This window comes from Halobacterium rubrum, assembly GCF_021729015.1.
In the GTDB taxonomy this organism is placed as follows: Archaea; Halobacteriota; Halobacteria; order Halobacteriales; family Halobacteriaceae; genus Halobacterium; species Halobacterium rubrum.
The window spans coordinates 100,191-124,478 of the sequence record NZ_JAJQQZ010000002.1 but is presented as its reverse complement, the minus strand read 5'-3'; the positions used below and the strand labels follow the sequence as shown (position 1 = coordinate 124,478).

Sequence of the window (24,288 nt, the reverse complement as noted above, 5' to 3'; positions counted from 1 at the left end):
AGCCGTCGCGAACCGAGAACAGTGGGGAGGTCGCGTCTACCGTCGGGCGAGAGCACTGCAAATGGGTTGTTAACACTGAACAGACTCGTTATCACGTGCGAGACTGCGTCTGACAGGTGGCCGACATTCGGCAGACTCGTGGGGTTCAGTTCTCTAGCCGGCGACACAAAGTTTATGCGCGCGCTCGGGCTACCACGGGGTATGCCCGGGTGGGAGTGCGCAATCGTCGGCTGTGGGTCGACGTTCGAGACAGTGGAAGCGCTGCTGGCACACCAGGTGACCGACCACACCGACCACGAGTGCGAGGTGTGCGGCGAGCCCGTCCCCGAGGGCTACTTCGCCATCAAACACGGCCTCGAGGAACACACGCGCGCCGAGTACGTCCGGTTCTACGACGGCGACGCGGCCGCAATCCGCGAGCGCGAAGGGGTTCTCGAAGCGGTCGGCGACGCCCTCGACCCCGGCGTCCTCGAAGACCTCCTCAGCGACGAGCGCGCCGACGCCCTCGACACCACCGACCCGACCCCCGTCACCACGAGCTGACGGGCCACCGGACCCGCCCCACCCACACGGAGCGACCTTCGATTCTCTCCTGCCTACACTTCCACGAAACGCGCTCGTCCGTTCTGTTCGACGGTCACCCTGTACGGGCCGTACGTGAACGAGATCTCGACCTGCGCGTCGGGCGCCGGCGGGTCCGAGAAGACGGGCGAGAGGACGTCGTCGATCTGGTGGTCGGCGACCGGAGCGTTCTCGACGTCCCCCTCGGCCAGTGACGCGACGATTTCGCCGACCTGCTCACCGGGGGCCGGTCCGTCCGGGTCCAGCTCGCGCCGGACGATACGGTTCTCCTTCGAGTCGCCCATGTGGCGGGTTTCGGCGACCAGCGGGAAAACTCTCTACGCACCGTAGGTTCGACTGCGCGCCGGATGCTCTCCGGCTGCCGGCGGAACGCCGCTCGGGAACGTGCCCAGTACCGTCATATTCTTGACTGACTGGGTCGTGTCGCGAGCTCCCGGACGACGGACGAACTGTGAGAACCGAGCCGTACGCCGCGCTTAGCGCGCTTCGCTGGTCTCGCGAGCGATAGCGAACGAGACGTCGAAGAACGCGCTACTGGCGTTCTTCGGAGTCGAGAACGCGAATCTGGTCGCCGCGGACCGTCACCGGAATCGGGACCGTCGCCTCGTAGAGTTCGACTGTGACCTGGTCTTTGCCTTCGTCGATGCGCTGCACCTGCGCCTTCTCGCCCTTGAACGGGCCGGCGATGAGCTCGACGATGTCGTTCTCCGCGATACCCTCGACGTCCGGCTTCGGGGAGAGGAAGTGCTCGACCTCCGAGATGCCGGACTCGCCGGGCACGAGGCTGCGCGCGTGGGGAATCTCTTCCATGACGCGCTCGATGGCGGCCGTGCCCTCGGCTTCGACCATCACGTAGCTGGTGAGCGCGTCGGGCGCGAGCACCGCGTGGATGGTGTCCTCCTCGCGGTTCGCGATCATGCTCGCGACGGTCTGTTCCTGGCTCGCGGTCGTCTTCACGGCGAACACACTCATCTCAGATCACCGAGACGACGCCGCCCATGATGAGGAAGATCACGAACCCGATGAGGCCGATGAGCAGGATGCCTGCGCCGGCGATCTTCGCAATCTGGGAGAACTCCTCCCAGGACGGCGTGCTCGCCAGCCGGAGCACCCGGGTGTACGCGGAAAGCTCTAGGGGAACGTCCATACCGGAGTGCACACGACGCTGGCTTTTCTATCTATTGATGCTGGCCGCCGGCTCACAGAGCATACGCGCGGCGTCGCCGCGCGTTTCCCTGCGCGAGCGAAGCGACTGAGCGGGACATTTTTAGCGTCGCTCGTTGCGGGCGGGGTCGTCTGCGGCGACCCTTCGAAGCAAAAAGGGACCTATTCGACGTAGTCGATGTCCTCGATCTCGCTGGTGGGCTGCTGGGGTTCGGGTTCCGGCTCTGGTTCGGCCTCGGGGGCTTCGTTGCGGCCGTAGATCTGGGGGGAGTCGACGCCGGTGACGACGACCATGGTGCGCATCTCCTCTTCGATGTCCTCGTCGACGCTGGTGCCCCAGATGATGCGGGCGTCGGGGTCGATGCGGTCGTAGAGCTGTTCGACGACGCCCTCGGCCTCCTCGATGCTCATGTCCGGTCCACCAGTCACGTTGATGAGCGCGGAGTTCGCCGAGGAGATGTCGACGTCGAGCAGCGGGGAGCGCAGCGCGGACTGGACGGAGTCGGCTGCTTTGGCGTCGGAGTCGGCTTCGCCGAGGCCGATCATGGCGACGCCACCCTTCTCCATCACCGTGCGGACGTCGGCGAAGTCGAGGTTGACGAGACCGGGCTTCGTGATGAGCTCCGTGATGCCCTTCACGGAGCGCATCAGGACTTCGTCGGAGACCTTGAACGCCTCGCGGACGGGGAGCTTGCCGACCGAATCGAGGAGGCGGTCGTTCGGCACGACGATGACGGTGTCGGCGACGTCGCGGAGGCGCTCGAGGCCGGCTTCGGCGTTCGTGCGTCGGACCTCGCCCTCGGCCGTGAACGGTGTGGTGACGATGGCGATGGTGAGCGCACCCTGTTCGCGGGCGGCCTTCGCGACGACGGGGGCGGAGCCCGTGCCCGTGCCGCCGCCGAGTCCGGCCGTGACGAACACCATGTCGGAGCCGGCGATGGCCTCCCGGATTTCGTCCTGAGATTCGATAGCTGCCTCCTCGCCGACCTGCGGGAGCGAGCCGGCGCCCCGGCCTTGGGTCTTCTGCTGGCCCATCAGAATCTTCGTGTCCGCGTCGACGTCGACGAGGTGCTGGACGTCCGTGTTGGCCGCGACCAGGTCGGCGCCGTGGATGCCCTCTTCGGCCATCCGGTTGACCGTGTTCGAGCCGGCGCCACCGCACCCGACTACCGTGATGTTCGTCTTGAGTTCCTGGAGGACGTCCTCGAGTTCGTCGTCGGTCATCGTGCCGGTAGGGACTGCCTCACCGCCCCCGCCGTCCGCGACGTCACCCGCGTCCGAGGCAGGGGAGTCCTCTCCGGACTCCTCTGCCTCGTCGATGGCGTCCTGTACGATCGAGTCCATTGTTGCCTAACGGGTAGCGTGTGAGGCTTAATTACCTTTCCCCTCCGCGTCGGACGGGCGTCGCACGCGCTCTCGCGCCCGCTCGCGGAGGGCAACCGAAACCGTCACCGACTCCTCGCGGGCCACCTCGTCGGGGGTGACAGTAACCCCGTCGTACTCGACAGCCTGCCCGTTCGTGAGCTTCCCGTAGGCCGGACCTTCCGGGACGCCGAGGTCTGCTGCGGCTGCCGGGTCGAACGTCTCCCGGACGGCGGTGAGTTCCGCCTGCTCCCGGGTGACGTCGTCGTAGTCGGTGGCGAGCACGTCGACGAGGTCGTCGACCAGGGCGTCGTAGTCGTTGCCGCTGGCGAACGCGGCGGCGCCGGCGAGCCGATTCCCGTTCTCCTCGGTGACGACGGCGAGTGCACGCTGGCGGCCCGCAGCAACCGTCGCCCCGGGGTCGACAGCGTGGGCGGCGTCCAGCAGCGCCGGTGGGAGGTCGACGACGAGGTAGTCGCCGTCGTGGTCGCTGGCCGGCGCGCCGAACCGGAGGCCGTCGTCGACGCCGACGAGGTCGGCTTCGAGGTCGGTCGCGAGGTCCAGCGGGACGCCGTCGGTCTCCCGGACCCACGTCTCCGAGACGACGTCGTACCCGAGGTCAGCGACGGCCTCCCTGACGCGCGGCTTCTCGCCGTCGACCACGGCGTGCTCGGCCCCACTGGCCTCGAACATCGCGTCGAGGACGTCCCGGTTCTCGAGGGGGTCGCCGAGGTCGTCGAGGCTCCAGTCTGCGGCGACGTGCCCGACGGGCCAGTCCGTCTCCGCGAGAATCCGCGTGGGGCGGGGCGCGTAGTGGCCGCCGCCGAACGCCACCAGAGCCCGGTCCCCGTGCGGCCAAGTCCCTTCGAGGTCGAGCACCGCTCGTGCCACTGCTCGGGCGCCATCGGGGTCCCGCCACTCGGCTTCCGCGCTGCCCAGTTCCACGAACATCGACGGCGAGCCGACGCTCGTCGGGCCGTGGTGCGTGCACTCCATGGCGACCTCGTACTCCTCGGGCGCGTACTCTCGCAGCGAGTCGAGGACGGCGTGGTGGGCGTTCGGGCACGCCGGGGCCAGCGACCGGTCGTCGCCGCCGAACTCCGCCGCGCCGAAATTCCCGGTGTAGTGCGCGGACAGCAGCGGCCCGGTCTCGCCACTGTGCCGGGAGACGAACACCACGAGGTCGGGGTCCTCGTCGAACGCGTCGGCGGCGTCGTCGGCGTAGATGTGGAGGTCCTCGACCGCCCGGAGGACGAAGCCGTCGGCCCGGTAGGCGTCGTCGGCGACCCGCTCGAAGTCCCCGACGTCGAGGAGGTGTTCGCCGATGTGTTCGGACGCCTCGTCAGCGCGACTCACGACGATGCCAATCACGCCCCGGGGTACGTGGTCGGGCGTGAAACGACTGCCGTTAGTCGCCCGCCTCGGGCTCCGGCCGGCCCGAGCCGTAGGCTGACTGGATGCTCCGATTGGTTCGCTGGAGCAGGCGGACCAGCGACTCCCGCCGCCGCCAGAACAGGCCGGCGGCCAGCACGAGGTAGACAACCGTGTAGGCGTGGAGGACGAAGATGCTCAGTTCGGTCTCGACGGCGGCGTCGGCGACCGTCTGGATGATGGCGAACTCGACGACGACCTGACTGACGAACAGCACCAGCAGTGCCGTTGCCTCCCGCAGGCTGATCGAGAAGTTCGCGAGGATGGCCAGCGCGAACGCGCTCTGGGCGGCCGTGATCCAGATCTCGGCGGTCTGCTTCTCGTCGAACGGCAGCGAACCGACCTCCCCGAGGCCGATGCTGTAGACGACAGCGAGCGTACCGATGAGCAGCGTCCACTGGTTCAGCTTCGAGGAGATGAGCGCGTTGAACCCGGCCGTCGACCGCGCCTTGTTCACGAGGTAGGCGACGACGATGAGTTCGGGGCTCTCGGAGGCCAGTGGCGCAATCCACTGGATCATGAAGAACGGTGGTACGCCGGCCTGTTCGCCGATGGCTTCGAGCCCGTGAGCGAACGGGTGGACGGCGGTGAAGATCATCGCCCCGGAGTACGCGAACAACACCAGCACGGCGGCGACCCGGACCAGTTGCCTGAGTCCCTGGAGGTACTTCGGGACGCCCACCTGGTGGTCCGGCGCCTCGACGTCGCCGCGGATGACGATGCCGATGTAGGCGACGTACAGCCCGACCAGCACGACCGTGTCGAGGATGCCGATGCCCTCGCCCAGCGGGACGAAGAAGGCGTAGGCGGTGGCCGCCAGCAGGAACGCGATCTCGGTGCTGATGTTGCGGTCGAGCTGGACGGCGCTCGTGAGGAACCCGGAGCGGTGTTCGACGGCGGCGTCGGCGGTGGTGCGAGACCGGTAGACGGTGAACATCGCGATGCCGGACCACCCGAGGCCGATGAGGATGCGGTTCGCGCCGGTCATGTTCGCCACCGCGAGGTTCCCGGCTTCGATGCCGCGGGCCGTGCCGGCGTTCGTGCCCGCGGTCCACGCGTAGAGCGCGTCGACGGCGTACTCGGGGGCGACCGCGAGCACGGCGAGGACGGCGATGGCGAACGCCCGCGGCACGTCCTTCTCCGCGGTCTCGGCGCCCCACGCGAGGAGGAAGGACGCGCCGAGCACGGCGACGCCACTGACGGCGACGGTCACGGGCTCCGAGAGCCCGAGTGTATCCGGGCCGCCTGCGAGTTCGACACCGACCCACGGCGCCGTGACGAGGACCGCCACCACGAGCGCTGCCAGCGGGTGCTTCACTCGCTCTCTCAACATACCGGCCTAGTCTGTCAACCACTCCCTAACGCTTGTGGTTGGGGGGCGCCCGGCGGGCGGCGTGGCGTCCGCGCTCAGGGGAGCAGGAAGTAGACGAAGCCGACGTAGCCGCCGATCAGACCGACGCCCTCGATTCGAGTGATGCTGTCGCCGAGCGCCATCAGACCGAGCGCGACGAACGTGAATCCCAGCATCACCGGGAGCTCGAACCCGATGGTGCCGGGCTGGACGGTGATGGGAACGAGGATGGCGACGAACCCGATGACTGCGAGGACGTTGTAGATGTTCGACCCGACGACGTTCCCGATGGAGAAGTCGGCCTCGTCCCGGAGGGCGCTCACGACCGAGGTAGCGAGCTCGGGGACGGAGGTGCCGAACGCGATGATGGTGAGCCCGATGAAGAGGTCGCTGAAGCCGAACGCCGAGAGCACGCCGCGGCCGCCGGAGATGAGGCTCCGGGAGCCCGCGAGCAACAGGACGATGGCGCCGACGAGCACCGCGTACTCCCGGAGGCCGGTCGTCGTGTCGTCGTCGTCCATCTCGACGTCTTCGGGGAGTTTCACGTCGCCCTCCTGCTGAGACTGGTAGTAGAGGTAGCCGGTGAACCCGGCGAGCATCAGGAGGAGAATCGTTCCGTCGACTGCCGCGAGTTCGCCGTCAAGCGAGAGCCCGACGAGGGCGAGCGCGGCAGCGAGCATGAACGGGCCGTGCTGGTAGAGGAGGGTTTTGTCGACCTCCATCGGCCGGAGCACGGCGGCGGTGCCGAGCACGAGACCGATGTTGGCGATGTTCGACCCGACGATGTTCCCGAGGGCGATGCTGTCGTCGGCGGTGATGCCGCCGACTGTGCTGACGAACAGTTCGGGTGCGGTGGTGGCGAACGCGACCACGGTGACACCGACGGTGGCAGCTTTGATGCCGTGGGAGAGCGCGAGCGCGGAGGCGGCGGAGACCAGCAGCTCCGCGCCGACGTACAGGAGGAGGATGCCGGCGACGAGGACGACGCCGTCGACGAGCAGCGATTCGGCCATACCGACCGGAATCGGCCTGCGAGTAAAAAGCGGTTCGGTGTGGGTGCCAGTTATGGGCGCGCAGCCACGACGGCCGGTATGGACGTCTACGGACTCGTCGGAAATCCGGTCGGGCACTCGCTGTCGCCGCCGATGCACGAGGCGGCCTACGACCACCTCGGCATCGACGCGCGGTACGTCACGTTCGAACCGGCGGCGACCGACCTCGAGGCAGCCATCGATGGGGCGCGAGCCCTGGGCGTGGCGGGCCTGAACGTCACGGTGCCGTTCAAGGAGGCCGTCCGGGACCTCGTAGCGGTCGACGACCTCGCGGCGCGCGTCGGCGCCGTGAACACCGTCGACTTCTCCGGGAGCGAGCCGACCGGGCACAACACGGACGTCGAGGGTGTGCGGCGCGCGTTCGCCCACCACGACGTGCCGCTCGCGGGCGAGAGGGCGGTCGTGGTCGGCGCGGGGGGCGCTGGCCGAGCGGTCGCGTTCGCGCTCGCCGACGCCGATGCGAGGGTCCACGTCGCCAACAGGACCGTCGAGACGGCCGAGTCGCTCGCTGCGGACGTCGGGGCGACGGCGCACGCGCTCGACGAACTGCCGGCGCTGGTCGGCGACGCCGACGTGCTCGTGAACGCGACGACGGTCGGGATGGACGCCCCCGACCAGTCGCCGGTCCCGGCGGACGCGCTCCACGGCGACCTCGCGGTGTTAGACGCTGTCTACACGCCCCTGGAGACGCGATTACTGCGGGACGCCGGCGCCGTCGGAGCGACCACCGTGGACGGAGCGTGGATGCTCCTGTTCCAGGGTGTCGCGGCGTTCGAGCGCTGGACGGGCCGGGACGCGCCGGTCGAGGCGATGAACGCCGCGCTCCGGGCACGGCTTTAAGTAGGGGAACGGTATATACCCGGGTGATGGGACTGCTCTCGAAACTCAAATCGATGCTCGGGCTGGAGGAGACGGAGCGCGCGCCGGGCAGCGGCGTCGACGTGACCGTCGAACACGAACCCGACGCCGACAGCGAGCGCGCGGTCAAGGAGTCCGTCGAGGACGAAGACGGCGACGCAGCGCCGACCAGCGACGGCGACGAAGCGGAGAAAGAGGAGGAGCCGATCGCCGCCGGCACGGACGCCGCGGCGTCCACGGAGTCACTCGTCGACGAGGACGCCAGCGGCGACTCCGACCGGGCCGCCGAACCCGCCGAAGCAGCCGGAACCGCCGCTGGGGAGGAAGGGGACGAAGCGGCGCCGGTCACCGACGACGACACTGCGGACAGCGCAGCGGCGGCGACGACCGAATCCGACGAGGCCGGCGGTGACGATACGGCCGCCGAACCGGACGACCTCACGGAGATCAAGGGTGTCGGCCCGGCCTACGCCGAACGGCTCGAGGGCGCCGGCGTCACGACCTTCGAGGCGCTCGCCGACGCCGACGCGGACGAACTCGCTGCGGCCACCGACCTCTCCCCGAAGCGCGTCGGTCGCTGGATCGACCGCGCCGGAGACCACTGAGCGTGCGGCCGACGGATGCCTGAGCCGACGGTGGGGACCGACCGCGCGTCGTTCCGGGACGCCGTAGCGGACGCGCCGGCCGACGCGCGGGCAGTCGTCGAAGCCCGCCTGTCGGTCGAAGACCCGTTCGACGCCTACCGCCGGGCGCGCGGCAGCGACCCGTCGTTCCACTACGAGACGACCGGCGGCAGCGACGGCTGGGGGTACTTCGGCGTCGCTCCAGAGTCGATGCTCCGGGTGGCGGCCGGCGAAGACGGCGCACTGGACGCGCTTCAGCGCGAGGTCGGGACGCCGCTGGCTCGGGCGGGCTGCGAGGTCCCCCACCCCGGTGGCCTGTTCGGCTGGCTGTCCTACGACGTCGCCCGCGAACTGGAGGACATCCCCGACTCGACCACCGACGACCGGGGGCTCCCCCGGCTCCAGTTCGGCGTCTACCCGACGGTCGCGGCGTGGCGCGAGCCCTTCGAGCCCGGCGACGACCTCAAACTGGTCGCCGCAGTGCCGGTCGACGGTCGAGACCCCGACGCCGCCTTCGAGACCGGCCGAGCGCACGTCCTCGGGCTCGCCGACCGCATCCGGGACGGCGACCCGGGCGTGGGTCCAGCGCCCGCCGACGACCCGGCGCCGTTCGAGAGCGCGACGGGCCGCGACGACTTCGAGGACCGCGTCCGGCGGATTCAGGACGCCATCCGCGAGGGCGAGACGTTCCAGGCGAACGTCAGCCACCGGCTCGAGGCGCCCGCGAGCGTCCACCCCGTGCGAGCGTTCGCCGCACTGCGCAACGCCAACCCGGCGCCGTACTCCGGGCTCGTGGAGTTCCCGGGCGTCGACCTCGTGTCGGCCAGCCCCGAGCTCCTGCTGGAGCGCCGCGGCCGCGACCTCGTCACCGAACCGATAGCGGGGACGCGACCGCGCGGCGACACGGCCGACGAGGACGAGGCGCTGGCGGCCGAACTGCTCGCCGACGAGAAGGAGCGCGCCGAGCACGCGATGCTCGTCGACCTCGAACGCAACGACCTCGGGAAGGTCAGCGAGTACGGCTCCGTGGAAGTCCCGGACTACCGGCGCGTCGACCGGTACAGCGAGGTGATGCACCTCGTCAGCGAAGTCCGGGGACGCCTCCGGCAATCCTGTTCGCTATCCGACGCGATAGCCGCGGTGTTCCCCGGTGGAACTATCACTGGGGCTCCCAAGCCACGCACCATGGCGCTCGTCGACGACGCCGAAGCCACCCGCCGCGGCCCCTACACTGGCAGCCTCGCAGCGGTCGGCTTCGACGGCGACGCCACCCTGAACATCGTCATCCGGACGCTCGTCCGGCACGCCGACGAGTATCACCTCCGGGTCGGCGCCGGCGTCGTCCACGACTCCGACCCCGGCAGCGAGTACGAGGAGACGCTGGACAAGGCCCGCGCGCTCGTCACTGCAATCGACGACGCGCTCGCCGCGGACGCGGACGGCGACCTCGCCGTCGATGCCGACGCAGCACCCACGGACCGGCCGGACGGTGACGACTCGTGACCCGCGTCCTCGTCGTCGACAACTACGACTCGTTCGCGTACAACCTCGTCCAGTACGTCGGCGCGCTCGCCGACGACGTGGTTGTCCGCCGGAACGACGCCGTCACCCTCACCGACGTCCGTGACCTCGACCCGGACGCAATCGTCGTCTCCCCCGGCCCCGGCACACCCGGGGAGGCCGGCGTCTCCGTTCCGGTGTTCCGCGACCTCGACTACCCGACGCTCGGTGTCTGTCTCGGCCACCAGGCGCTGTGCGCCGCCAACGGCGCCACGGTCGAACACGCCCCCAGCGTCGTCCACGGCAAACCCTCGACGGTGCGCCACGACGACACCGGAGTCTTCGCCGGGCTCCCCGAGCGCTTCGAGACCGGCCGCTACCACTCGCTGTCCGTCCCCGAAGACTCGCTGCCCGACAGCCTCGAACCCGCCGCATGGACGGCCGAGGGCGTCCTCATGGCCGTCCGCCACCGCGACCGTCCCCACGTCGGCGTCCAGTTCCACCCCGAGAGCATCCTCACACCTGCAGGCAACCAGCTCGTCACGAACTTCCTCGACACATGCGCTACCACGTAGACGGCGACCTCGTCGCCGACGACGACGCGACAGTCAACGTCCGAGACCGCGGGTTCCAGTACGGGGACGCCGTCTTCGAGACCCTCCGCGCGTACGGCGGTCAGACGTTCGCCTGGGCCGCCCACTACCGGCGCCTCGGCGCCACGTCTGACGCGCTCGGCATCGACCACGGCCTCGACGCCGCCGACCTCCGCAGCCGCGTCCACGAGACACTCGCCGCCAACGACCTCACGGACGCCTACGTCCGCCTCTCCATCTCTCGCGGCGTCCAGAGCGGTCGGCTCACCCCCAGCGGCGACCTCGACCCGACTGTCGTCGTCGTCGTCGAACCGCTCCCACGGGGCGGCGTCGACGGCGAACGCGTCTGGAACGCCCCCGCAGTCGTCGAATCCACGGACGTCCGCCCGCCAGCCGACGCCACCGTCCCCAGCACGGCCAAGACCCACAACTACCTCCCCGGCATCCTCGCCCGCCTCGACGTCTCCGAGGACACCGACGAAGCCCTCTTCGTCGACGACGACGGCCACCTCACCGAGGGCGCCACCAGCAACCTCTTCTTCGTCGACGACGGCGTCCTCTACACCCCCAGCGGCGACCTCGACCTCCTCCCCGGCGTCACCCGCTGGGCCGTCTCCGAACTCGCCGCCGACCTCGGCATCCCTGTCGAGACCGGCCACTACACTCTCGAGGACCTCTACGCCGCCGACGAAGCCTTCCTCACCAACACTACGTGGGAAGTCCGGCCCATCGTCCGCGTCGACGGCGCGGCCTACGACACCTGCAAAGTCGGCGCCGCACTCGCCCGCGAATACGCCCGCGAAGTCGAACGCCGGCACTACTAGGCGACCTCTTGCTCGTAGCTTTTGCTGCGGTCGCTCGCTTCGCTCGCTCTCTGCTCACGGGCGCTACGCGCCCGTTCGCATATTCGGCGGTTCTCGCTTCGGTCCGAACCGCCCGCCGCTCGCCCGCGGATGCTAGCCCGGTCGGTTTCACTCACTGGCTGCGGCTTTCGGTGCGTTCAAGCGCCATGAGTCGGTAGCGGGCGGCGATGGGACACGACGAGGGCGACGGCGAGGGAGCGCGTATCGCGGGCGTGGACGAGGTGCCGGCCGACGACAGCTTCCTGTTCACAGTCCGAGAGACCGACGGTGGCGACGAGAAGGAGGCGATTCTGGTCGAGCTGTCGGACGGCTCGATTGCGGGGTGGCTGAACTACTGCATGCACTGGACGGACGTCACGCTCGATTCCGGCGACGGCGCCGTACGGAACGGCGAGCTCGTCTGCCGCAAACACGCTGCCACGTTCGAACCCGACTCAGGGGTGTGCACGCACGGCCCCTGCGAGGGCGCCGAACTCGACCCGATTCGTGTCGAGGTGCGGGACGGCGCCGTCTACCTCGTCGACCCCGGCTACGAGTTCGTCCAGCAAGGCGTCGACACCGACCCGGTCGACCTCTCCACGTCGCCCGGGTCGAGGGTCGGCTTCTAGGGCGACTCCACGACGAACGCCGGCTCCTCGATGGCCTCGCTCTTGCACTCCGGGCACCGCGACGGCACGTTCACGGGGTCGTCGAAGCCGTCGAACCCGCAGTTCCGGCACTCGGGCGGCCGCACGAGCAGTTCCTCGTCGGTGCCGTCGAGGCTCTCCGAGATGTGCCGGACGTGCGTCAGTGCGGTGCCACGCGCCACCTCGAACTCCTCGGCGACGGCGCTCGGCGTGCGCGGCTTCTCGCGGAGGGCGTCTAGGACGCGTTCCCGGGTCGTCTGATCGTCCATACGCGTCCCGTGTTCGCGGATGAAAAAGGACTTACCGGACGACGTGGACCTCAGAGTCATGAAAGCCGTCGTGCTCGCCGGCGGATACGCCACCCGGCTCTGGCCCATCACGAAGGACCGGCCGAAGATGTTCCTCCCCGTCGGCGACACCACCGTCATCGACCGCATCTTCGCGGACCTCGAGGACGACGACCGCATCGAGGAGGTGTACGTCTCCACCAACGAGCGGTTCGCCGACGACTTCCGCGAGCACCTCGCCGACTCGCCGTTCGACAAGCCCACGCTCTCCGTCGAGGACACGACCGGCGAAGACGAGAAGTTCGGCGTGATGGGCGCGCTCGCCCAGCTCGTCGACCGCGAGGACGTCGACGACGACCTCGTCGTCGTCGCCGGCGACAACCTCATCTCCTTCGACGTCTCCGAGTTCGTGGACTTCTTCGCGGAGAGCGACGACCCCGCCATCGCCGCCTACGACGTCGGCAGCTACGAGCGAGCGAAGTCCTACGGGCTCGTCGAACTCGAGGGCGACGAAGTCATCGACTTCCAGGAGAAACCCGAGGACCCGAACAGCACGCTCGTCTCCATCGCCTGCTACGCCTACCCCCGGGAGGTCGTCGGCGACATCGACACCTACCTCGCCGAGGACGGCAACCCCGACGAGCCCGGCTGGTTCGTGCAGTGGCTCCAGGAGCGCCAGTCCGTCCGCGCCTACACGTTCGAGGGCGCGTGGTTCGACATCGGCACGCCGGAGTCGTACCTCGACGCCGTCGCGTGGATGCTCGACGGCGACAGCATCGTCGCTGACGACGCCGTCGTGGAGAACACGACCATCGGCGACAACGTCCACGTCCTCCCGGGCGCCGAGCTGGTGAACTCCACCGTCGACAACTCGGTCATCTTCCCGAACGCGACGCTGCGGGACTGCGACGTCCGCAACTCCATCATCGACGAGGACACCGTCCTCGAGTCCATCGACTTCTCGGGCGCGCTCGTCGGCGCCCACACCACCATCGAGAACGGGTCGTAGCTACGACTCGCCGAGCCGCGCGTCAGTAACCTCGAGGTGGCCGCGGTCGCCTTCCCAGACCGTCTCGTACGCCAGTTCGATGGGGCGGCTCATGTGCGGGGCGTCGGTGACCAGCGTCTCGAACTCGCCGCCCTCCCCGAGCACGTGGACGCCGTACTCGTCGTGCAGGGCTTCCAGTTCGTCGAGGGCGTCCCGGTCCAGGGTGCGTCCGAGCCAGGACTCGTCGAGCCCGTAGGCGGCGACCTGGATGATCTGGATCTCGAAGCCGGCGTCCAGCATCGCGTCCGCGAGCTCGCGGGGGTCTTCCTGCCAGAGCGGCGCGAACAGCTCGCAGCCGAGGCGGTCGCACATCCCCCGGATGCGGTTCGTCTGGAACTCGCTCTCGACGGCGCCGGCGGTCACACCGGCCAGCCCGCCGTCGAGGTCGTCGGCGAGGTCTGCGAGCGCGGCCTCCATCGGCTCGAGTTCGCTGTCTCCCTGGGCGCTCGCGTCCGTCGCCGTGGCCGCCTCGAAGTCGTCGGGCTCCACCTCGACGAGCGGGATGCCGGTGCTCTCGGCGGCGAGCTCGGCGAGCCGGGTCGCCGGCACGTGGTACATGTACGAGTCACCCTCCGGGTGCACCGTCAGGAGGCGGGCGACGTCCAGACCCGCCTCGAGCGCGCGGTACAGCGCCCACGAGGAGTCCTTCCCGCCGGAGAACAGACTCACCCACTGGCCGTCGTCCGTGGTCATACCCGGGCGTGGCACGCCAGCGCCATAGGCCTCGCGCTTACGACTGCTCGACCGGGTCCTCGACGTCCTCCAGGTCGACGCCGGTGAAGTGCGTCGCCACCCGGATGCCGACGACGCTCACGAACACGCCGAGCACGACGAACGCGGCCAGGCGCTGCTCGGGCGACAGCGCGAACCCCTCGATGGAGAGCGCACCGATCTCGGCCGCCGGCACCTCGAGGGGGCCGACGCGGCCGGCACGCTCGACGAAGTACGCCGAGAACCCGCGGACGACCAGCGCCACCGCGAGCACGCCGAACGGCAGATTCAGGAACGACGTCCGCACCTCGTCGCGGCGGATGAGCTCGTCGAACAGCCGGCCGGCGCTCGCGGCGAGCGCGCCCAGCGCCACCCACGGGATGCTGTAGTACGTGAACGTCATCACGAGCAACAGCTCCGGGGTGTTCGCCGGCTGGTCGGAGAGCCCGAGCGCGCCCGCGAACACGCCGACGAGCGCGAGGCCGACGGCGACCACGTAGGTGACGATGGAGACGCGACCCGAGTACAGCGCGTCCCGGGCCTGCCCGGGGAGCGAAGCGACGTAGTCGTCGACGCCCATCCCCTTGTACAGGAGGAACAGCCCGATGACGGTCGTGATGCTGGCGGCGGCGACCGCGAGACTCCCGGTCAGCATCATCAGCGCCGGGAACACCAGCAGGACGATGCCGATGGGGACCAGAATCGTCTGGCGCATCTCCTCGTCGCCGAGGAACTGCTTCAGGAGGTAGTACGTCGACTCCAGGTCCCGGGCCTGCCGGACGACCACGCGGTCGACGGCGTCGACCTGGACGCGGCTCTCCACGATGGGGACGACGCGCTCGTCCTCGGCGCTGTCGACGACGAGCACGCAGGAGTCGGGCTCGTAGCGATCCACGAGGTCGTCGAACTGGCTCGCGATGGAGCGGTCGGCGTTCACACCGTCGCCCTCCGCGGAGACGGCCGCGACGACCGCGTCGTCCTCGCCGTCCCGGAGGTCTCGTGTCACCCGCAGTGCCTCCAGCAGGCAGTTCACGCCGGAGTCCTCCGGGTCTGCGACGCCCATGTCGGTGACCAGCGACTGCACCGCCTCCCAGCCGGCGACTGGCGTCCGCAGCCCGGTCTTCCGGGAGACGTCGCCCGTCCGGTCGACGCACACCACCAGCGTACGCATCTATCACCTCGACGGTCACGCCGCCACCACAAAAGCTTCGCGGGGACGCGGCCGCCGCTGTCGGGCGACGTGAAGAACGGGAGAACGGAGCGCCAGACGGGGAGCCCGGCGCTTCCGGAGATACTGCCGGCCCGTGTGACGGTGGCCGGCGTCGTCGGGGGTCGCAGTCGTCGCGTGCCGGCTTACAGGTGGCCGGACTTCTGGAGCTTCCGGAGGTCCTCGGTGTCGAGGGTCTCGCCCTCCTTGAAGCGCTCGTAGATCTCCTCGGCCTCCTCGCGGGCCTCTTCCTGCTCGGCCTGCCGCTGGTCTTTCTCCTCTTCCTCTTCCTGCTTGTCCAGTTCGCGCAGGCGCTTCTGGACCAGAACGAACGCCTCGTGGTGGGCGTCGGCGGCTTCCTGGGCCTCGACGAAGGCCTCGTGCATCTCGTCGGCCTCGTCGCGGATGTCGTCGGCCTCCCGGTAGGCCTCGATCATCTGGTTGTGGTGTTCCTGGGCCTCGTCGGCGAGCTCGGTGACCTTCTCGTGGTGCTTGGAGGCTTCCGCGCGAACGGACTCGGCCTCCTCGACGAGCTCCTCGAGGTTCCCGGACTGGTCGAGCTTCTCCTTGCGGTCCTGGTACTCCTCGCGCTTGTTCTCGATCTTCTCGATGAGTTCGCGCTCGTCCTCGGTAGACAGGACTTCGGTCTGCTGCTTGAACTCGAGCTCCTCGATCTCCTCTTTGAGCTGTTCGAGGTCTTTGCCCTCGTCGAGCTCGAGGTCCTGTTTGCGCTGTTCGACCTCGTCGAACAGCTCGTTGGCGTCCGCGTTCAGCTCGTTGCGGACTTCCTTGTGTTCCTGGACGCGCTCGTTGAGCTCGTCTCGCTTCTCGCGGTGCTCCTGTGCCTCGTCGACCTTCTCTCGGGTCTTGGCGTTCAGGTCGTCTCGCTCGGACGCGCGGGAGCTCGCGAGCTGGTTCAGCTCGTTACGCCGGTCGCGGAACTGGCCGGCGTTCTTGATGAGCTGGCCCTTGGACTTGTTCTGGAGTTCGTCGTCAGTAATGAGTTCGTCGGCGGTCGATACCTCGATTGTTGTTTCTTCCTCAGCCATTGTTCAAACCTCGATGCCATTCCGCTGGCGCGCCCGGTACAGCCGTCGCTCGAGAGGTAGTCCGTTCCGGTCGTGGGGAGAACGTCCTGTCATTCTCTCGGGCTGTGCACGAACGCTCGCAGCGTTCAGGTGGCAGGTAGTACTCCGGCCCGCCACTTAAAATTTGCGTGTGTCACACCGCCGCAATCAGTCCAGAGGGCCGCTCACGACCGTGGGAACGCCTCACAGACCACTCCGTGTGTAACTTAAAACGAGGGCGTCGAGCGAGGCCCACAAGTGCGTCCGGCGGCTCCCCGTTGCCATGAACGAGACTGTTCGCGCGCACGGCCACGAACACGTCACCGCCGCCCACGAGAGCACGCTCGAGCTCACCACCGACGACTACCTCACGCCCGCGGGCGACTGCATCCTCGGCATCGAGGCCGACCGCGCGCCCACCGACTTCGCCGACGACTTCGCCGACGCCTGCCGGGACGCCGACGCCACCATCACGCTCGTCCTCGAGGCCGACGGCCACCGCGAGACGGTCACCGGCTCCGGCCACCCGGACCTCGCCTTCGAGAACGACCGCAGCATGGTCGCTCGCACCAGCACGTACGTCGACGACCGCACGATTCTCGTCGACGCCGACACGGCAGCCGCCGACGTGGACCGCGACCTCGTCGCCGCGCTCGCCGACGGCGCCGACCTCACCGCGACCCTGCGCGTCGAGTAGCCGTTCGGAGCCACGCTTTTCCTCGCGGCGCCCCCACCGGCGGACATGGACGACGAGCCCTCGGTGAACATCTCCGGCGGCGACGCCGGCGGCGGGGAGTTCGCGGATGTCGACGCGGACGCCGACACGCGGGCCGCCGCCATCGTCGCCGACCTGGGGGACGTGTACTGGGAGAAGACGTACGGCGGGCGGGACGCCTTCGAGTGCCTCGTCCGGACCGTGCTCAGCCAGAACACGAGCGACGTGGCGAGTCAGCCGGCTCACGACGCCTTGTTGGACCGATACGACCCAGCAGACCCCGAGGACCGCCCCGCGTCGGACGGCGACCGCGAGAGTGGCGCCGGCAGCCGCGGAGACGGTGACCTCGCCGAAGCGCTCGCAGACGCCCACCGCGACGAACTCGCCGAGACCATCTCCTCGGCCGGCCTCTACAACCAGAAGTCCGAGACCATCGTCCGACTCGCAGGCCGAATCTGCGAGGAGTACGACGGCGAAGACGGCTTCGACGAGTTCGTCCGCGACGCCGACCCCGACGCCGTCCGGGACGCGCTGCTGGACATGAAAGGCGTCGGCCCGAAGACGGCCGACTGCGTGTTGCTGTTCGCGGGCGGCAAACCCGGCGTTTTCCCCGTGGACACGCACGTCCACCGCATCGCCCGGCGGATGGGGCTGGCGCCGCCAGACGCCGACCACGAGGGCGTCCGGGCAGCACTGGAGGCGTCGGTGCCGGCCGACGCCTGCGGCTTCGGGCACACGGCGATGATCCAGTTCGGGCGCGACTACTGCACGGCCCGGAAACCGGCGTGTCTCGACGGCCCGGAGGCCTGTCCGCTGTACGACTACTGCGACAGGGCCGGCGTCGACGAGGTCACGGAGACGGTCGTGGACCCGGCGGACGCCGACTGACGCTCACTCCGACGGCTCGAGGTACTCGCGGCAGGTGTCGGCGAACGACGCCAGCCGGACGTCCGCGTCGGCGTCGATGGAGACGAACAGACCGGTGTACTCGTCGGCGAGGAAGTGGAACGCGGTCAGGTCCTCGAAGCGGTGCACGGAGCAGTGCAGGCGACCGGCGTCGAACAGCGACTCGAGGTGCTCGCGGCCGACGCCCTGGAGGACGAGGTCGTCGTGGATGTCCGGTGCGCGCTCGGCCATCCGGCCGGCCACGTCGTCCCGGCAGTACACGGTCTCGTAGCCGTCGATGTCGTAGGTGGCGACGGCCCGCAGTGCGTCACCGGTTTCCGCCCGCAGGGCGGCCGTGAATCCGTTCGGGACGTCGACCATCTCGTGGAAGCGAAGCCACTCGCGCCGGATAACACTGCTGGCCGTCAGGCCGACCCGTTCCCGGCGGTCTCGTTCCCGATGGAGCCGTTCCCGTCGCCGCCGCCGATGGTCTCGTTGTCGCGGTACGTGAAGTCCTCGTCGGCGGCCGGGCCGGCCGACAGGAACGGGAGGTTGAGCTCCCACTCGGCGGTCACCGAGAACCGCGAGAACGGGTTCACGAGGAAGTCCCCGAGCGGCCCGACACCGTCGAAGTTCAGCTGGACGTCGATTGCGACGACCCGGGTGTCCATCGCTGTGCCGACCGCGCTGAACCCGAGGTCGCCGGCGGCGCCGAGGTTCGTGAGGAGGTCGAGGTGCAGCCAGAACGTGATGTGGGGGCTGTCGCCGCCGACGTCGAAGCGGTGGCCGCCGTCGCGGTCGACGTTCGGCCCGTTCGGCGCCGTCTGGGCGGCGGCGCCGCCGACCAACGCGACGAGCACGACGAGGGCGACTGCGGCGGCGCGAAGCGACGGACGGGACACGTTCGCCAGTAGCGAAACCGCGACAATAGGTCTGTCGGCGAGTGGTCGACGACAGGGGTGGAACTGGCCAGTACCCGGTGGCGGCAGGGGCTGGCAGGTCTCGGGCAGTGGAGTGGTCCGGTAGCCTCAGATGAAGCGGAAGGTCTCGAGGTTCTTCGGCGCGAACGTCCGCATGTTGAACTCGTGGTAGAGCGCCGAGGAGAGGTCCTGGGCGGACGACTCGTCGCCGTGCACGCACAGCACCTTCTCGGGCCGGGGGTTCATCGTGCGCACGAAGTCCTCGAGGCCCTGGCGGTCGGCGTGCCCGGAGAAGCCGTCGACGGTCTCGACGTCCATGTTCATCGTCAGGTGCTCGGTGCGGCCGCCGTCGCGGGCGTCCGGCATCGGAATCTCGTCGCGGCCGGACTGGATGCGGCGGCCGAGCGTGCCCTGCGCCTGGTAGCCGACGAACGTCAGCGTCGAGTCCGGGTCGGGCGCGATGTGCTCGAGCCACGACATGATGGGGCCGCCGGAGACCATGCCGGACGTCGAGAGGATGATGCACTGGTCGCCGTCGGCGACTTCCTGGCGTTCCTCCTCGCCGCCGTCGATGTGGTTGAACTGGGGCGCCAGGAAGGGGTTGGAGTCGCCGTGGAAGATGCGGTCGCGGAGGTCGTCACGGAGGTACTCGGGGTACGTGGTGTGGATGGCGGTGGCCTCCCAGATCATGCCGTCGAGGTGGATGGGCATCTCGGGGATGTCGCCCTCCCGCATCGCCTCCTCGAGGACGAGCATCATCTCCTGAGAGCGGCCGACGGCGAACGCCGGGATGAGGACTTTTCCGCCGTCCTCGTAGGTCTCGTTGATGACTTCCGTGAGCTTGCGCTCGGAGTCCTCCTGGTCGGTCTGGTAGTCGTTCCGACCGCCGTACGTCGACTCGAGGATGAGTGTCTCCACGCGCGGGAAGTCGTTGACGGCGCCGTTGAACAGCCGCGTGTCCTCGTAGTGGATGTCGCCGGAGAACGCGACGTTGTAGAGGCCGTCGCCGATGTGGAAGTGCGAGACGGCCGAACCGAGGATGTGGCCGGCGTTGTGGAGCGTGAGCTTGACGTCGGGTGCGATGTCCGTGACGTCGCCGTACTCCAGCGGGATGCAGTGCTTGATGGCCTCCCGCACCATCTCGGAGTCGTACGGCGGCGTGCGGCCTTCCTTCGCCGCGACGTCGAGGTAGTCCAGCGTCAGCAGGCCCATCAGGTCGCGGGTCGGTTCAGTGCAGTAGATGGGGCCGTCGTAGCCGTACTTGAACAGCAGCGGGATGAACGCCGAGTGGTCGAGGTGCGCGTGCGTCAGCACCACGGCGTCGATGGTGTTGGCGCCGCCCGCAAGCGCCTCTTGAACCTGGAGGTAGGGCACCTCGTCCTCGCTGCCGGGCTTGTCGCCGCAGTCCACGAGGATGCGCGTCTCGGGCGTCGAGAGGATGAAGCTCGCACGGCCGACCTCCCGGCAGCAGCCCAGCGTGGTGACGCGGACGTACTCGTCGTCCTGCATCTCCTCGCGGTGGATCTGGCGGCCGACCTTCTCGAGGATGTCGCGGCGCTCGTCGCGCTCCTGTTTGAGGAAGTTCCGGACGTTCGACACCGTGGAAGACTCGATGGGCGGCGTGCGAACGACCTCTGGCGTCCAGCCCGCCTCCTGGGTGATCTCGCGGAGCGTGGAACCGTGGCGGCCGATGACCATCCCGGGCTTCTCGGCCTCGATGACGACCTCGCCGGTGTCCTCGTGGAAGTCGAGGTTGGTGACGCCGGCGTCGTCGGGCACGACGTCCATGACCTTCTCGCGGGCCCGGTCGGGCTTCGAGAGCACGTCGGGGTCCGGACGGACGGTGATGCGCTTCCGGAGCTTCGACGCGAGCCGGCGCACGAGGTCGCCGTCCTGCGCGAACTGCTTGGGGTCGCGGGTGTAGACGACGAGCTCGGGGCCCTCGTACTTGACATCGGTGACCGAGATGTCCGGCGGAATTTCGCTGACAATTTCGTCCTGTAACTCCTCGAGTTGTCGGTCTACAGTACTCATAGTAGTCGGTGAGTGCGGGGTCCCTGGGTCGTGGCGTCACCGACGGGGGTGGCTCTGCGCCGGCGCGAGCCGGGACGAGTGGAGCCCGGAGAACGTGGTGACGACCACAGCTTCGTCATGGCAGTAGGGAGATGCTGTTCCCGGCCGGCCGACGGCCGGGCCGCGGGAACGGTGCGTGAGAACCCGCTTACAACCAGCTAAACAGGGCCGGTTATAAAAGCCTTCGCAAAGCCTGTGTGTCAGCCGACACGCTCGCCGGTCCCGTCGTGGGGCTGTCGGCGGCCGCCCACACTTATGCAGCCAGCGGCCGCCGTGCCCGCATGGAGAAAGTCACCGTCGAAGACGTGTCGAACCGACCGAACCCGATGGGCGTCCACAGCACCCGCAGGCCGGTCTCGCGCGCACTCGGCGCCGAGCACGTCGCGCTCGTCGAGTACGAACTCGAGCCCGGCGAGGAGTTCTCCGGCGGCCTCCACACCCACCACGACCAGGAGGAGATCTTCTACGTCCAGGAGGGCACGGCGACCTTCGAGGTGGGCGAGGACCGCGAGCACGTCACCGTCGAGGCCGGGCAGGTCATCCGGTTCCCGCCGGGCGAGTTCCAGAACGGCCACAACCACTCCGACGAGCCGGTCCGCGCGCTTGCGGTTGGCGCGCCGGGCGCACGCCACAACTGGTCGGACATCGAGTCGCTGGCGCCCTGCGGCGAGTGCGGCGAGGAGACCAGCCACGACGTCCGGCCGCCCGACGAGGACGGCGTGATGCAGCTAGTGTGTCGGGAGTGTGGTACCGAGATGTTCTGAAGGCGTCGCCCGGTCCGCGCCGGCCGACGACGGGGAACGCGACGGACGCGCGGCTGGTCGGTGTCGCGGTCGTCGAAAGAAACGGTGGGGTGCTGCGCCTCAGCTGGAGACGTTCTCGTCGAGGCTGATGTGGTCGAGGTCGACCTCGTCGAGGTCGACCGCTTCGTCGTCGGGGAACTCGGGCGGCTCCGCCGGCTCGTTCGTGGCCTCGAGGGTGCGCTCTACCTCGCGCTCGCGGAGTTGTTCGCGCTTCTTCTTGCCGTTGCGCTCGCGGCCACGCTTCGTGTCACCCATACCCTGTGAAATGCCTCCACACCACTTAATCTTCCCGGCGGTAGTGGTTCTCTCTCACACCGCCGGCTCAGGCGCCCAGCCAGTCGTCGTCCCGAACCTCGTAGCCGTGCTCCCGGCAGAACTCCGCCGCGAAGTTCCGGACGCGCCGGGACTTCGGTAGCGACCCCGTCTCCTCGAGGTGCTCGACGACCCACGCCGTCACGGCGGCGACGCCCTCGTCGTCGTCGTCCGCGTCGATGTTCTCCAGCGCGCGCAGCGTCTTCTCGAAGGTCTCCGCTTTCGCGCGGTACTCCGACCCGAGGCCGCCGTCGTCGCTGGCCGCCCGCAGCCGCCGCAGCGACGCGGCGACCGACGGCTTCTGGATGCGCTCGCGGGCCTCGTCCGGGGAGTCGAAGGCCTCGACAGTCGAGCGCTCCACGATCTCGGCGACCGGAATCGCCTCGTCGTCGCTGACCGCGACCTCGTAGTCGCCGACCGTCTCGGCGACCTCGTCGGCAGTCACGGGGTACGACAGTGACTCGAGTGCGTCCTCGAGCTCCCGGGGCGGCTCGGTCTCGTGCCAGCGGTCCAGCTCCTCCTGGACGGCGCGCTGTTGCTGTCGTTCGAGTTCCTCCTGTGCCTGGTCCTCGCGGCCCTTTCTCGTGTCACCCATGATAACACGTACACTGTCCGGCCGGATAACCCTGCGGGCGACTCGCGGTCGCTTCACGGGATTTAAGAGCGCGTCAGGCGAGTGTTCCAGCAATGAGCGACGACGACCAGGAACTCGGCATCACCGAGTCCAAGGAGCACAGCCCCGGCGACTGGTACGCCGAGGTCGTCCAGAAGGCCGGCCTCGCCGACTACGCGCCGATGGGTGGATTCATCGTCACCCGGCCGCGCGGCTACGCGCTCTGGGAGGCCATCCAGGACAACCTCGACGGCTGGTTCAAGGAGACGGGCGTGGACAACGCCTACTTCCCGATGTTCATCCCCGAGAGTTACCTCGAACGGGAGAAGGACATCGTGGAGGGCTTCGACCCCGAGGTCGCGTGGGTGACCCACGGCGGCCACGACGAGCTCGAGGAGCGCCTCGCCGTCCGGCCGACCTCGGAGTCCATCATCGCGCCGTACATGTCCCAGTGGGTGCGGTCCCACCGCGACCTGCCGCTGCGCGTGAACCAGTGGAACTCCGTGGTGCGCTGGGAGGCGACGGAGACGAAGCCGTTCTTCCGCACGAAGGAGTTCCTCTGGCAGGAGGGCCACACGGCCCACGCCAGCGACGAGGGCGCGTGGGCGGAGACGACGCTGCGGCTCGACCAGTACCAGCGACTCTACGAGGACGTGCTCGGCATCCCGGTGCTGCGCGGGCAGAAGCCCGACCACGACAAGTTCCCGGGCGCGGACACCACCACCACGGTCGAGGCGCTGATGCCCGATGGGAAGTCCGTGCAGGGCGGCACGAGCCACCACCTCGGGCAGTCGTTCGCCGACGCGTTCGACATCACGTTCAGCGACGAGGACGAAGCCGAGAAGACGGCGTACACGACGTCGTGGGGGCTGTCGTGGCGTGCCATCGGCGCGCTCGTGATGAGCCACAGCGACGACCAGGGGCTGGTGCTGCCGCCGACCGTCGCGCCCAAACAGGTCGTCATCGTCCCGATCTGGCAGGAAGACACGAAAGAGGAAGTCGAGCAGTACAGCGCCGAAATCGCCGCCGAGCTGGAGGCGCAGGGCGTGCGCGTGCACTTCGACGACCGCGACGGCCGGAATCCCGGCTTCAAGTACAACGAGTGGGAGCTCAAGGGCGTCCCCGTCCGGTTCGAGGTCGGGCCCAACGAGGTCGAGGACGAGGAGGTCACGGTCGTCCACCGGCCCGACGGCGAGAGCACAGTCGAGGACCGTGCGGACATCACTGCTCGCGTCCACGACCACCTCGATGAGGTCTACGAGAAGCTCTACGACGCGGCCGCCGAGCGCCTCGACGAGAACGTCCGCGAGGCCAGCGACCGCGCGGAGATCCTGGGCACCATCGGCCAGCACGGCGGCTACGTGAAGGCGCCGTGGTGTGGCGACGAGGACTGCGAGGCCGAGATCAAAGACCAGATCGCCGCCGAGATCGTGATGGTGCCGCTGGGCGAGGACTCCGCAGCGCGCGCGGCCTCCGAGTTCGAGGGCGAGCGGGTGCCCGAGCCCGACCACGAGGGCGAGGACTGCGCGGTCTGCGGCGAGGCCGCCGAGGAGACGGCGTACTTCGCGAAGTCCTACTGACTTCCTTATACGTCCTTAGTTTCTCCTCTGCCGTATCTAGTCATTCAGGGGTAGCGTCTTGT

General features: G+C 68.9%; 28 protein-coding genes. 12 read left to right on the top strand and 16 right to left on the bottom strand.

All coding sequences use genetic code 11. From position 1 onward, the window contains the following. The first annotated feature begins 201 nt into the window (after nucleotides 1-201). Complete coding sequence (locus tag LT971_RS08180) at nucleotides 202-543, top strand: DUF7565 family protein (protein ID WP_237006404.1); 342 nt, start codon at nucleotides 202-204, stop codon at nucleotides 541-543. A 53-nt stretch (nucleotides 544-596) separates the two neighbouring features. Here LT971_RS08180 and LT971_RS08175 read toward each other — a convergent pair whose 3' ends face one another. From LT971_RS08175 to LT971_RS08145, 7 genes are all read right to left on the bottom strand, one after another. Further along, a complete protein-coding gene (locus LT971_RS08175) occupies nucleotides 597-866 on the bottom strand; it encodes a HalOD1 output domain-containing protein (RefSeq protein ID WP_237006403.1) in 270 nt (89 codons plus the stop codon). Between the two features lie 247 nt (nucleotides 867-1,113). After that, a complete protein-coding gene (locus LT971_RS08170) occupies nucleotides 1,114-1,554 on the bottom strand; it encodes a transcription elongation factor Spt5 (protein WP_237006401.1) in 441 nt (146 codons plus the stop codon). 1 nt (nucleotide 1,555) lies between these two features. Then, nucleotides 1,556-1,729 (bottom strand): protein translocase SEC61 complex subunit gamma, encoded by a 174-nt coding sequence (locus LT971_RS08165; RefSeq protein WP_237006399.1) that lies wholly within the window; start codon nucleotides 1,727-1,729, stop codon nucleotides 1,556-1,558. A 179-nt stretch (nucleotides 1,730-1,908) separates the two neighbouring features. Beyond that, nucleotides 1,909-3,090 (bottom strand): cell division protein FtsZ, encoded by a 1,182-nt coding sequence (gene ftsZ, locus LT971_RS08160; RefSeq protein ID WP_237006397.1) that lies wholly within the window; start codon nucleotides 3,088-3,090, stop codon nucleotides 1,909-1,911. 27 nt (nucleotides 3,091-3,117) lie between these two features. Beyond that, nucleotides 3,118-4,479 carry a D-aminoacyl-tRNA deacylase gene (locus tag LT971_RS08155; protein WP_237006395.1) on the bottom strand — a complete coding sequence of 454 codons (1,362 nt, stop codon included), beginning with the start codon at nucleotides 4,477-4,479 and terminating at the stop codon, nucleotides 3,118-3,120. A gap of 37 nt (nucleotides 4,480-4,516) precedes the next feature. Continuing rightward, nucleotides 4,517-5,869 (bottom strand): calcium:cation antiporter family protein, encoded by a 1,353-nt coding sequence (locus LT971_RS08150; protein ID WP_237007035.1) that lies wholly within the window; start codon nucleotides 5,867-5,869, stop codon nucleotides 4,517-4,519. A gap of 77 nt (nucleotides 5,870-5,946) precedes the next feature. Then, on the bottom strand, nucleotides 5,947-6,903 hold the full coding sequence (locus tag LT971_RS08145; protein WP_237006393.1) for a calcium/sodium antiporter: 957 nt from the start codon (nucleotides 6,901-6,903) through the stop codon (nucleotides 5,947-5,949). 78 nt (nucleotides 6,904-6,981) lie between these two features. Between LT971_RS08145 and LT971_RS08140 the strand changes: the two genes are divergently transcribed. The 6 genes from LT971_RS08140 to LT971_RS08115 all read left to right on the top strand — a co-directional run bounded on the left by LT971_RS08140 (nucleotide 6,982) and on the right by LT971_RS08115 (nucleotide 11,987). After that, complete coding sequence (locus LT971_RS08140) at nucleotides 6,982-7,782, top strand: shikimate dehydrogenase (RefSeq protein WP_237006391.1); 801 nt, start codon at nucleotides 6,982-6,984, stop codon at nucleotides 7,780-7,782. A 26-nt stretch (nucleotides 7,783-7,808) separates the two neighbouring features. Beyond that, a complete protein-coding gene (locus LT971_RS08135) occupies nucleotides 7,809-8,405 on the top strand; it encodes a helix-hairpin-helix domain-containing protein (protein WP_237006390.1) in 597 nt (198 codons plus the stop codon). Between the two features lie 15 nt (nucleotides 8,406-8,420). Then, nucleotides 8,421-9,926 (top strand): aminodeoxychorismate synthase, component I, encoded by a 1,506-nt coding sequence (gene pabB, locus LT971_RS08130; protein ID WP_237006388.1) that lies wholly within the window; start codon nucleotides 8,421-8,423, stop codon nucleotides 9,924-9,926. Continuing rightward, nucleotides 9,923-10,498 (top strand): anthranilate synthase component II, encoded by a 576-nt coding sequence (locus LT971_RS08125; RefSeq protein ID WP_237006387.1) that lies wholly within the window; start codon nucleotides 9,923-9,925, stop codon nucleotides 10,496-10,498. Before pabB ends, LT971_RS08125 begins: the two co-directional genes overlap by 4 nt. Further along, nucleotides 10,483-11,340, top strand: coding sequence for an aminotransferase class IV (locus tag LT971_RS08120; protein ID WP_237006386.1), 858 nt, complete (start codon nucleotides 10,483-10,485; stop codon nucleotides 11,338-11,340). Before LT971_RS08125 ends, LT971_RS08120 begins: the two co-directional genes overlap by 16 nt. Before the next feature lie 206 nt (nucleotides 11,341-11,546). Continuing rightward, the gene (locus LT971_RS08115) at nucleotides 11,547-11,987 is read left to right on the top strand and encodes a Rieske (2Fe-2S) protein (RefSeq protein WP_237006384.1); all 441 of its coding nucleotides are present in this window, start codon (nucleotides 11,547-11,549) and stop codon (nucleotides 11,985-11,987) included. Here LT971_RS08115 and LT971_RS08110 read toward each other — a convergent pair. Continuing rightward, the gene (locus LT971_RS08110; RefSeq protein WP_237006383.1) at nucleotides 11,984-12,274 is read right to left on the bottom strand and encodes a transcriptional regulator; all 291 of its coding nucleotides are present in this window, start codon (nucleotides 12,272-12,274) and stop codon (nucleotides 11,984-11,986) included. The genes LT971_RS08115 and LT971_RS08110 overlap by 4 nt on opposite strands. 58 nt (nucleotides 12,275-12,332) lie before the next feature. On the opposite strand from LT971_RS08110, the gene LT971_RS08105 reads away from it, so the two are divergent. Continuing rightward, nucleotides 12,333-13,301 carry a nucleotidyltransferase family protein gene (locus LT971_RS08105; RefSeq protein WP_237007034.1) on the top strand — a complete coding sequence of 323 codons (969 nt, stop codon included), beginning with the start codon at nucleotides 12,333-12,335 and terminating at the stop codon, nucleotides 13,299-13,301. On the opposite strand, the gene LT971_RS08100 is transcribed toward LT971_RS08105, so the two are convergent. From LT971_RS08100 to LT971_RS08090, 3 genes are all read right to left on the bottom strand, one after another. Further along, on the bottom strand, nucleotides 13,302-14,033 hold the full coding sequence (locus tag LT971_RS08100) for a diphthine--ammonia ligase (RefSeq protein WP_237006382.1): 732 nt from the start codon (nucleotides 14,031-14,033) through the stop codon (nucleotides 13,302-13,304). Between the two features lie 37 nt (nucleotides 14,034-14,070). Then, nucleotides 14,071-15,222, bottom strand: a complete 1,152-nt coding sequence (locus tag LT971_RS08095) for a DUF373 family protein (RefSeq protein WP_237006381.1) — start codon at nucleotides 15,220-15,222, stop codon at nucleotides 14,071-14,073. 182 nt (nucleotides 15,223-15,404) lie between these two features. Next, the gene (locus LT971_RS08090; protein ID WP_237006380.1) at nucleotides 15,405-16,307 is read right to left on the bottom strand and encodes a coiled-coil protein; all 903 of its coding nucleotides are present in this window, start codon (nucleotides 16,305-16,307) and stop codon (nucleotides 15,405-15,407) included. Nucleotides 16,308-16,608: 301 nt separating this feature from the next. On the opposite strand from LT971_RS08090, the gene LT971_RS08085 reads away from it, so the two are divergent. Both LT971_RS08085 and LT971_RS08080 read left to right on the top strand, forming a co-directional pair. Continuing rightward, nucleotides 16,609-17,022, top strand: a complete 414-nt coding sequence (locus LT971_RS08085; protein ID WP_237006378.1) for a DUF371 domain-containing protein — start codon at nucleotides 16,609-16,611, stop codon at nucleotides 17,020-17,022. 45 nt (nucleotides 17,023-17,067) lie between these two features. Beyond that, nucleotides 17,068-17,928, top strand: coding sequence for an endonuclease III domain-containing protein (locus LT971_RS08080; protein ID WP_237006377.1), 861 nt, complete (start codon nucleotides 17,068-17,070; stop codon nucleotides 17,926-17,928). A gap of 3 nt (nucleotides 17,929-17,931) precedes the next feature. Here the strand turns inward: LT971_RS08080 and LT971_RS08075 are convergent, their stop codons facing one another. From LT971_RS08075 to LT971_RS08065, 3 genes are all read right to left on the bottom strand, one after another. Beyond that, nucleotides 17,932-18,306 (bottom strand): DUF7522 family protein, encoded by a 375-nt coding sequence (locus LT971_RS08075; RefSeq protein WP_237006376.1) that lies wholly within the window; start codon nucleotides 18,304-18,306, stop codon nucleotides 17,932-17,934. 44 nt (nucleotides 18,307-18,350) lie between these two features. Then, the gene (locus LT971_RS08070) at nucleotides 18,351-18,827 is read right to left on the bottom strand and encodes a DUF7332 family protein (protein WP_237006375.1); all 477 of its coding nucleotides are present in this window, start codon (nucleotides 18,825-18,827) and stop codon (nucleotides 18,351-18,353) included. A gap of 126 nt (nucleotides 18,828-18,953) precedes the next feature. Beyond that, the gene (locus tag LT971_RS08065; protein ID WP_237006374.1) at nucleotides 18,954-20,879 is read right to left on the bottom strand and encodes a beta-CASP ribonuclease aCPSF1; all 1,926 of its coding nucleotides are present in this window, start codon (nucleotides 20,877-20,879) and stop codon (nucleotides 18,954-18,956) included. 320 nt (nucleotides 20,880-21,199) lie between these two features. On the opposite strand from LT971_RS08065, the gene LT971_RS08060 reads away from it, so the two are divergent. After that, nucleotides 21,200-21,682, top strand: a complete 483-nt coding sequence (locus LT971_RS08060; protein ID WP_237006373.1) for a cupin domain-containing protein — start codon at nucleotides 21,200-21,202, stop codon at nucleotides 21,680-21,682. A gap of 99 nt (nucleotides 21,683-21,781) precedes the next feature. Here LT971_RS08060 and LT971_RS08055 read toward each other — a convergent pair whose 3' ends face one another. After that, nucleotides 21,782-21,976 carry a hypothetical protein gene (locus LT971_RS08055; RefSeq protein WP_237006372.1) on the bottom strand — a complete coding sequence of 65 codons (195 nt, stop codon included), beginning with the start codon at nucleotides 21,974-21,976 and terminating at the stop codon, nucleotides 21,782-21,784. 67 nt (nucleotides 21,977-22,043) lie between these two features. Beyond that, nucleotides 22,044-22,628, bottom strand: coding sequence for a DUF5789 family protein (locus LT971_RS08050; protein WP_237006371.1), 585 nt, complete (start codon nucleotides 22,626-22,628; stop codon nucleotides 22,044-22,046). 92 nt (nucleotides 22,629-22,720) lie between these two features. Here LT971_RS08050 and proS point away from each other — a divergent pair, with 92 nt between their 5' ends. Next, a complete protein-coding gene (proS, locus tag LT971_RS08045) occupies nucleotides 22,721-24,226 on the top strand; it encodes a proline--tRNA ligase (protein WP_237006369.1) in 1,506 nt (501 codons plus the stop codon). The last annotated feature ends 62 nt before the right edge of the window (nucleotides 24,227-24,288 follow it).

Bases quoted from the DNA above. Each gene is read 5' to 3' on its own strand.
- LT971_RS08180 (WP_237006404.1), top strand. From the start codon at position 202: ATGCCCGGGTGGGAGTGCGCAATCGTCGGCTGTGGGTCGACGTTCGAG.
- LT971_RS08175 (WP_237006403.1), bottom strand. From the start codon at position 866: ATGGGCGACTCGAAGGAGAACCGTATCGTCCGGCGCGAGCTGGACCCG.
- LT971_RS08170 (WP_237006401.1), bottom strand. From the start codon at position 1,554: ATGAGTGTGTTCGCCGTGAAGACGACCGCGAGCCAGGAACAGACCGTC.
- LT971_RS08165 (WP_237006399.1), bottom strand. From the start codon at position 1,729: ATGGACGTTCCCCTAGAGCTTTCCGCGTACACCCGGGTGCTCCGGCTG.
- ftsZ (WP_237006397.1), bottom strand. From the start codon at position 3,090: ATGGACTCGATCGTACAGGACGCCATCGACGAGGCAGAGGAGTCCGGA.
- LT971_RS08145 (WP_237006393.1), bottom strand. From the start codon at position 6,903: ATGGCCGAATCGCTGCTCGTCGACGGCGTCGTCCTCGTCGCCGGCATC.
- LT971_RS08140 (WP_237006391.1), top strand. From the start codon at position 6,982: ATGGACGTCTACGGACTCGTCGGAAATCCGGTCGGGCACTCGCTGTCG.
- LT971_RS08135 (WP_237006390.1), top strand. From the start codon at position 7,809: ATGGGACTGCTCTCGAAACTCAAATCGATGCTCGGGCTGGAGGAGACG.
- pabB (WP_237006388.1), top strand. From the start codon at position 8,421: ATGCCTGAGCCGACGGTGGGGACCGACCGCGCGTCGTTCCGGGACGCC.
- LT971_RS08120 (WP_237006386.1), top strand. From the start codon at position 10,483: ATGCGCTACCACGTAGACGGCGACCTCGTCGCCGACGACGACGCGACA.
- LT971_RS08115 (WP_237006384.1), top strand. From the start codon at position 11,547: ATGGGACACGACGAGGGCGACGGCGAGGGAGCGCGTATCGCGGGCGTG.
- LT971_RS08110 (WP_237006383.1), bottom strand. From the start codon at position 12,274: ATGGACGATCAGACGACCCGGGAACGCGTCCTAGACGCCCTCCGCGAG.
- LT971_RS08105 (WP_237007034.1), top strand. From the start codon at position 12,333: ATGAAAGCCGTCGTGCTCGCCGGCGGATACGCCACCCGGCTCTGGCCC.
- LT971_RS08100 (WP_237006382.1), bottom strand. From the start codon at position 14,033: ATGACCACGGACGACGGCCAGTGGGTGAGTCTGTTCTCCGGCGGGAAG.
- LT971_RS08095 (WP_237006381.1), bottom strand. From the start codon at position 15,222: ATGCGTACGCTGGTGGTGTGCGTCGACCGGACGGGCGACGTCTCCCGG.
- LT971_RS08090 (WP_237006380.1), bottom strand. From the start codon at position 16,307: ATGGCTGAGGAAGAAACAACAATCGAGGTATCGACCGCCGACGAACTC.
- LT971_RS08085 (WP_237006378.1), top strand. From the start codon at position 16,609: ATGAACGAGACTGTTCGCGCGCACGGCCACGAACACGTCACCGCCGCC.
- LT971_RS08080 (WP_237006377.1), top strand. From the start codon at position 17,068: ATGGACGACGAGCCCTCGGTGAACATCTCCGGCGGCGACGCCGGCGGC.
- LT971_RS08075 (WP_237006376.1), bottom strand. From the start codon at position 18,306: ATGGTCGACGTCCCGAACGGATTCACGGCCGCCCTGCGGGCGGAAACC.
- LT971_RS08065 (WP_237006374.1), bottom strand. From the start codon at position 20,879: ATGAGTACTGTAGACCGACAACTCGAGGAGTTACAGGACGAAATTGTC.
- LT971_RS08060 (WP_237006373.1), top strand. From the start codon at position 21,200: ATGGAGAAAGTCACCGTCGAAGACGTGTCGAACCGACCGAACCCGATG.
- LT971_RS08055 (WP_237006372.1), bottom strand. From the start codon at position 21,976: ATGGGTGACACGAAGCGTGGCCGCGAGCGCAACGGCAAGAAGAAGCGC.
- LT971_RS08050 (WP_237006371.1), bottom strand. From the start codon at position 22,628: ATGGGTGACACGAGAAAGGGCCGCGAGGACCAGGCACAGGAGGAACTC.
- proS (WP_237006369.1), top strand. From the start codon at position 22,721: ATGAGCGACGACGACCAGGAACTCGGCATCACCGAGTCCAAGGAGCAC.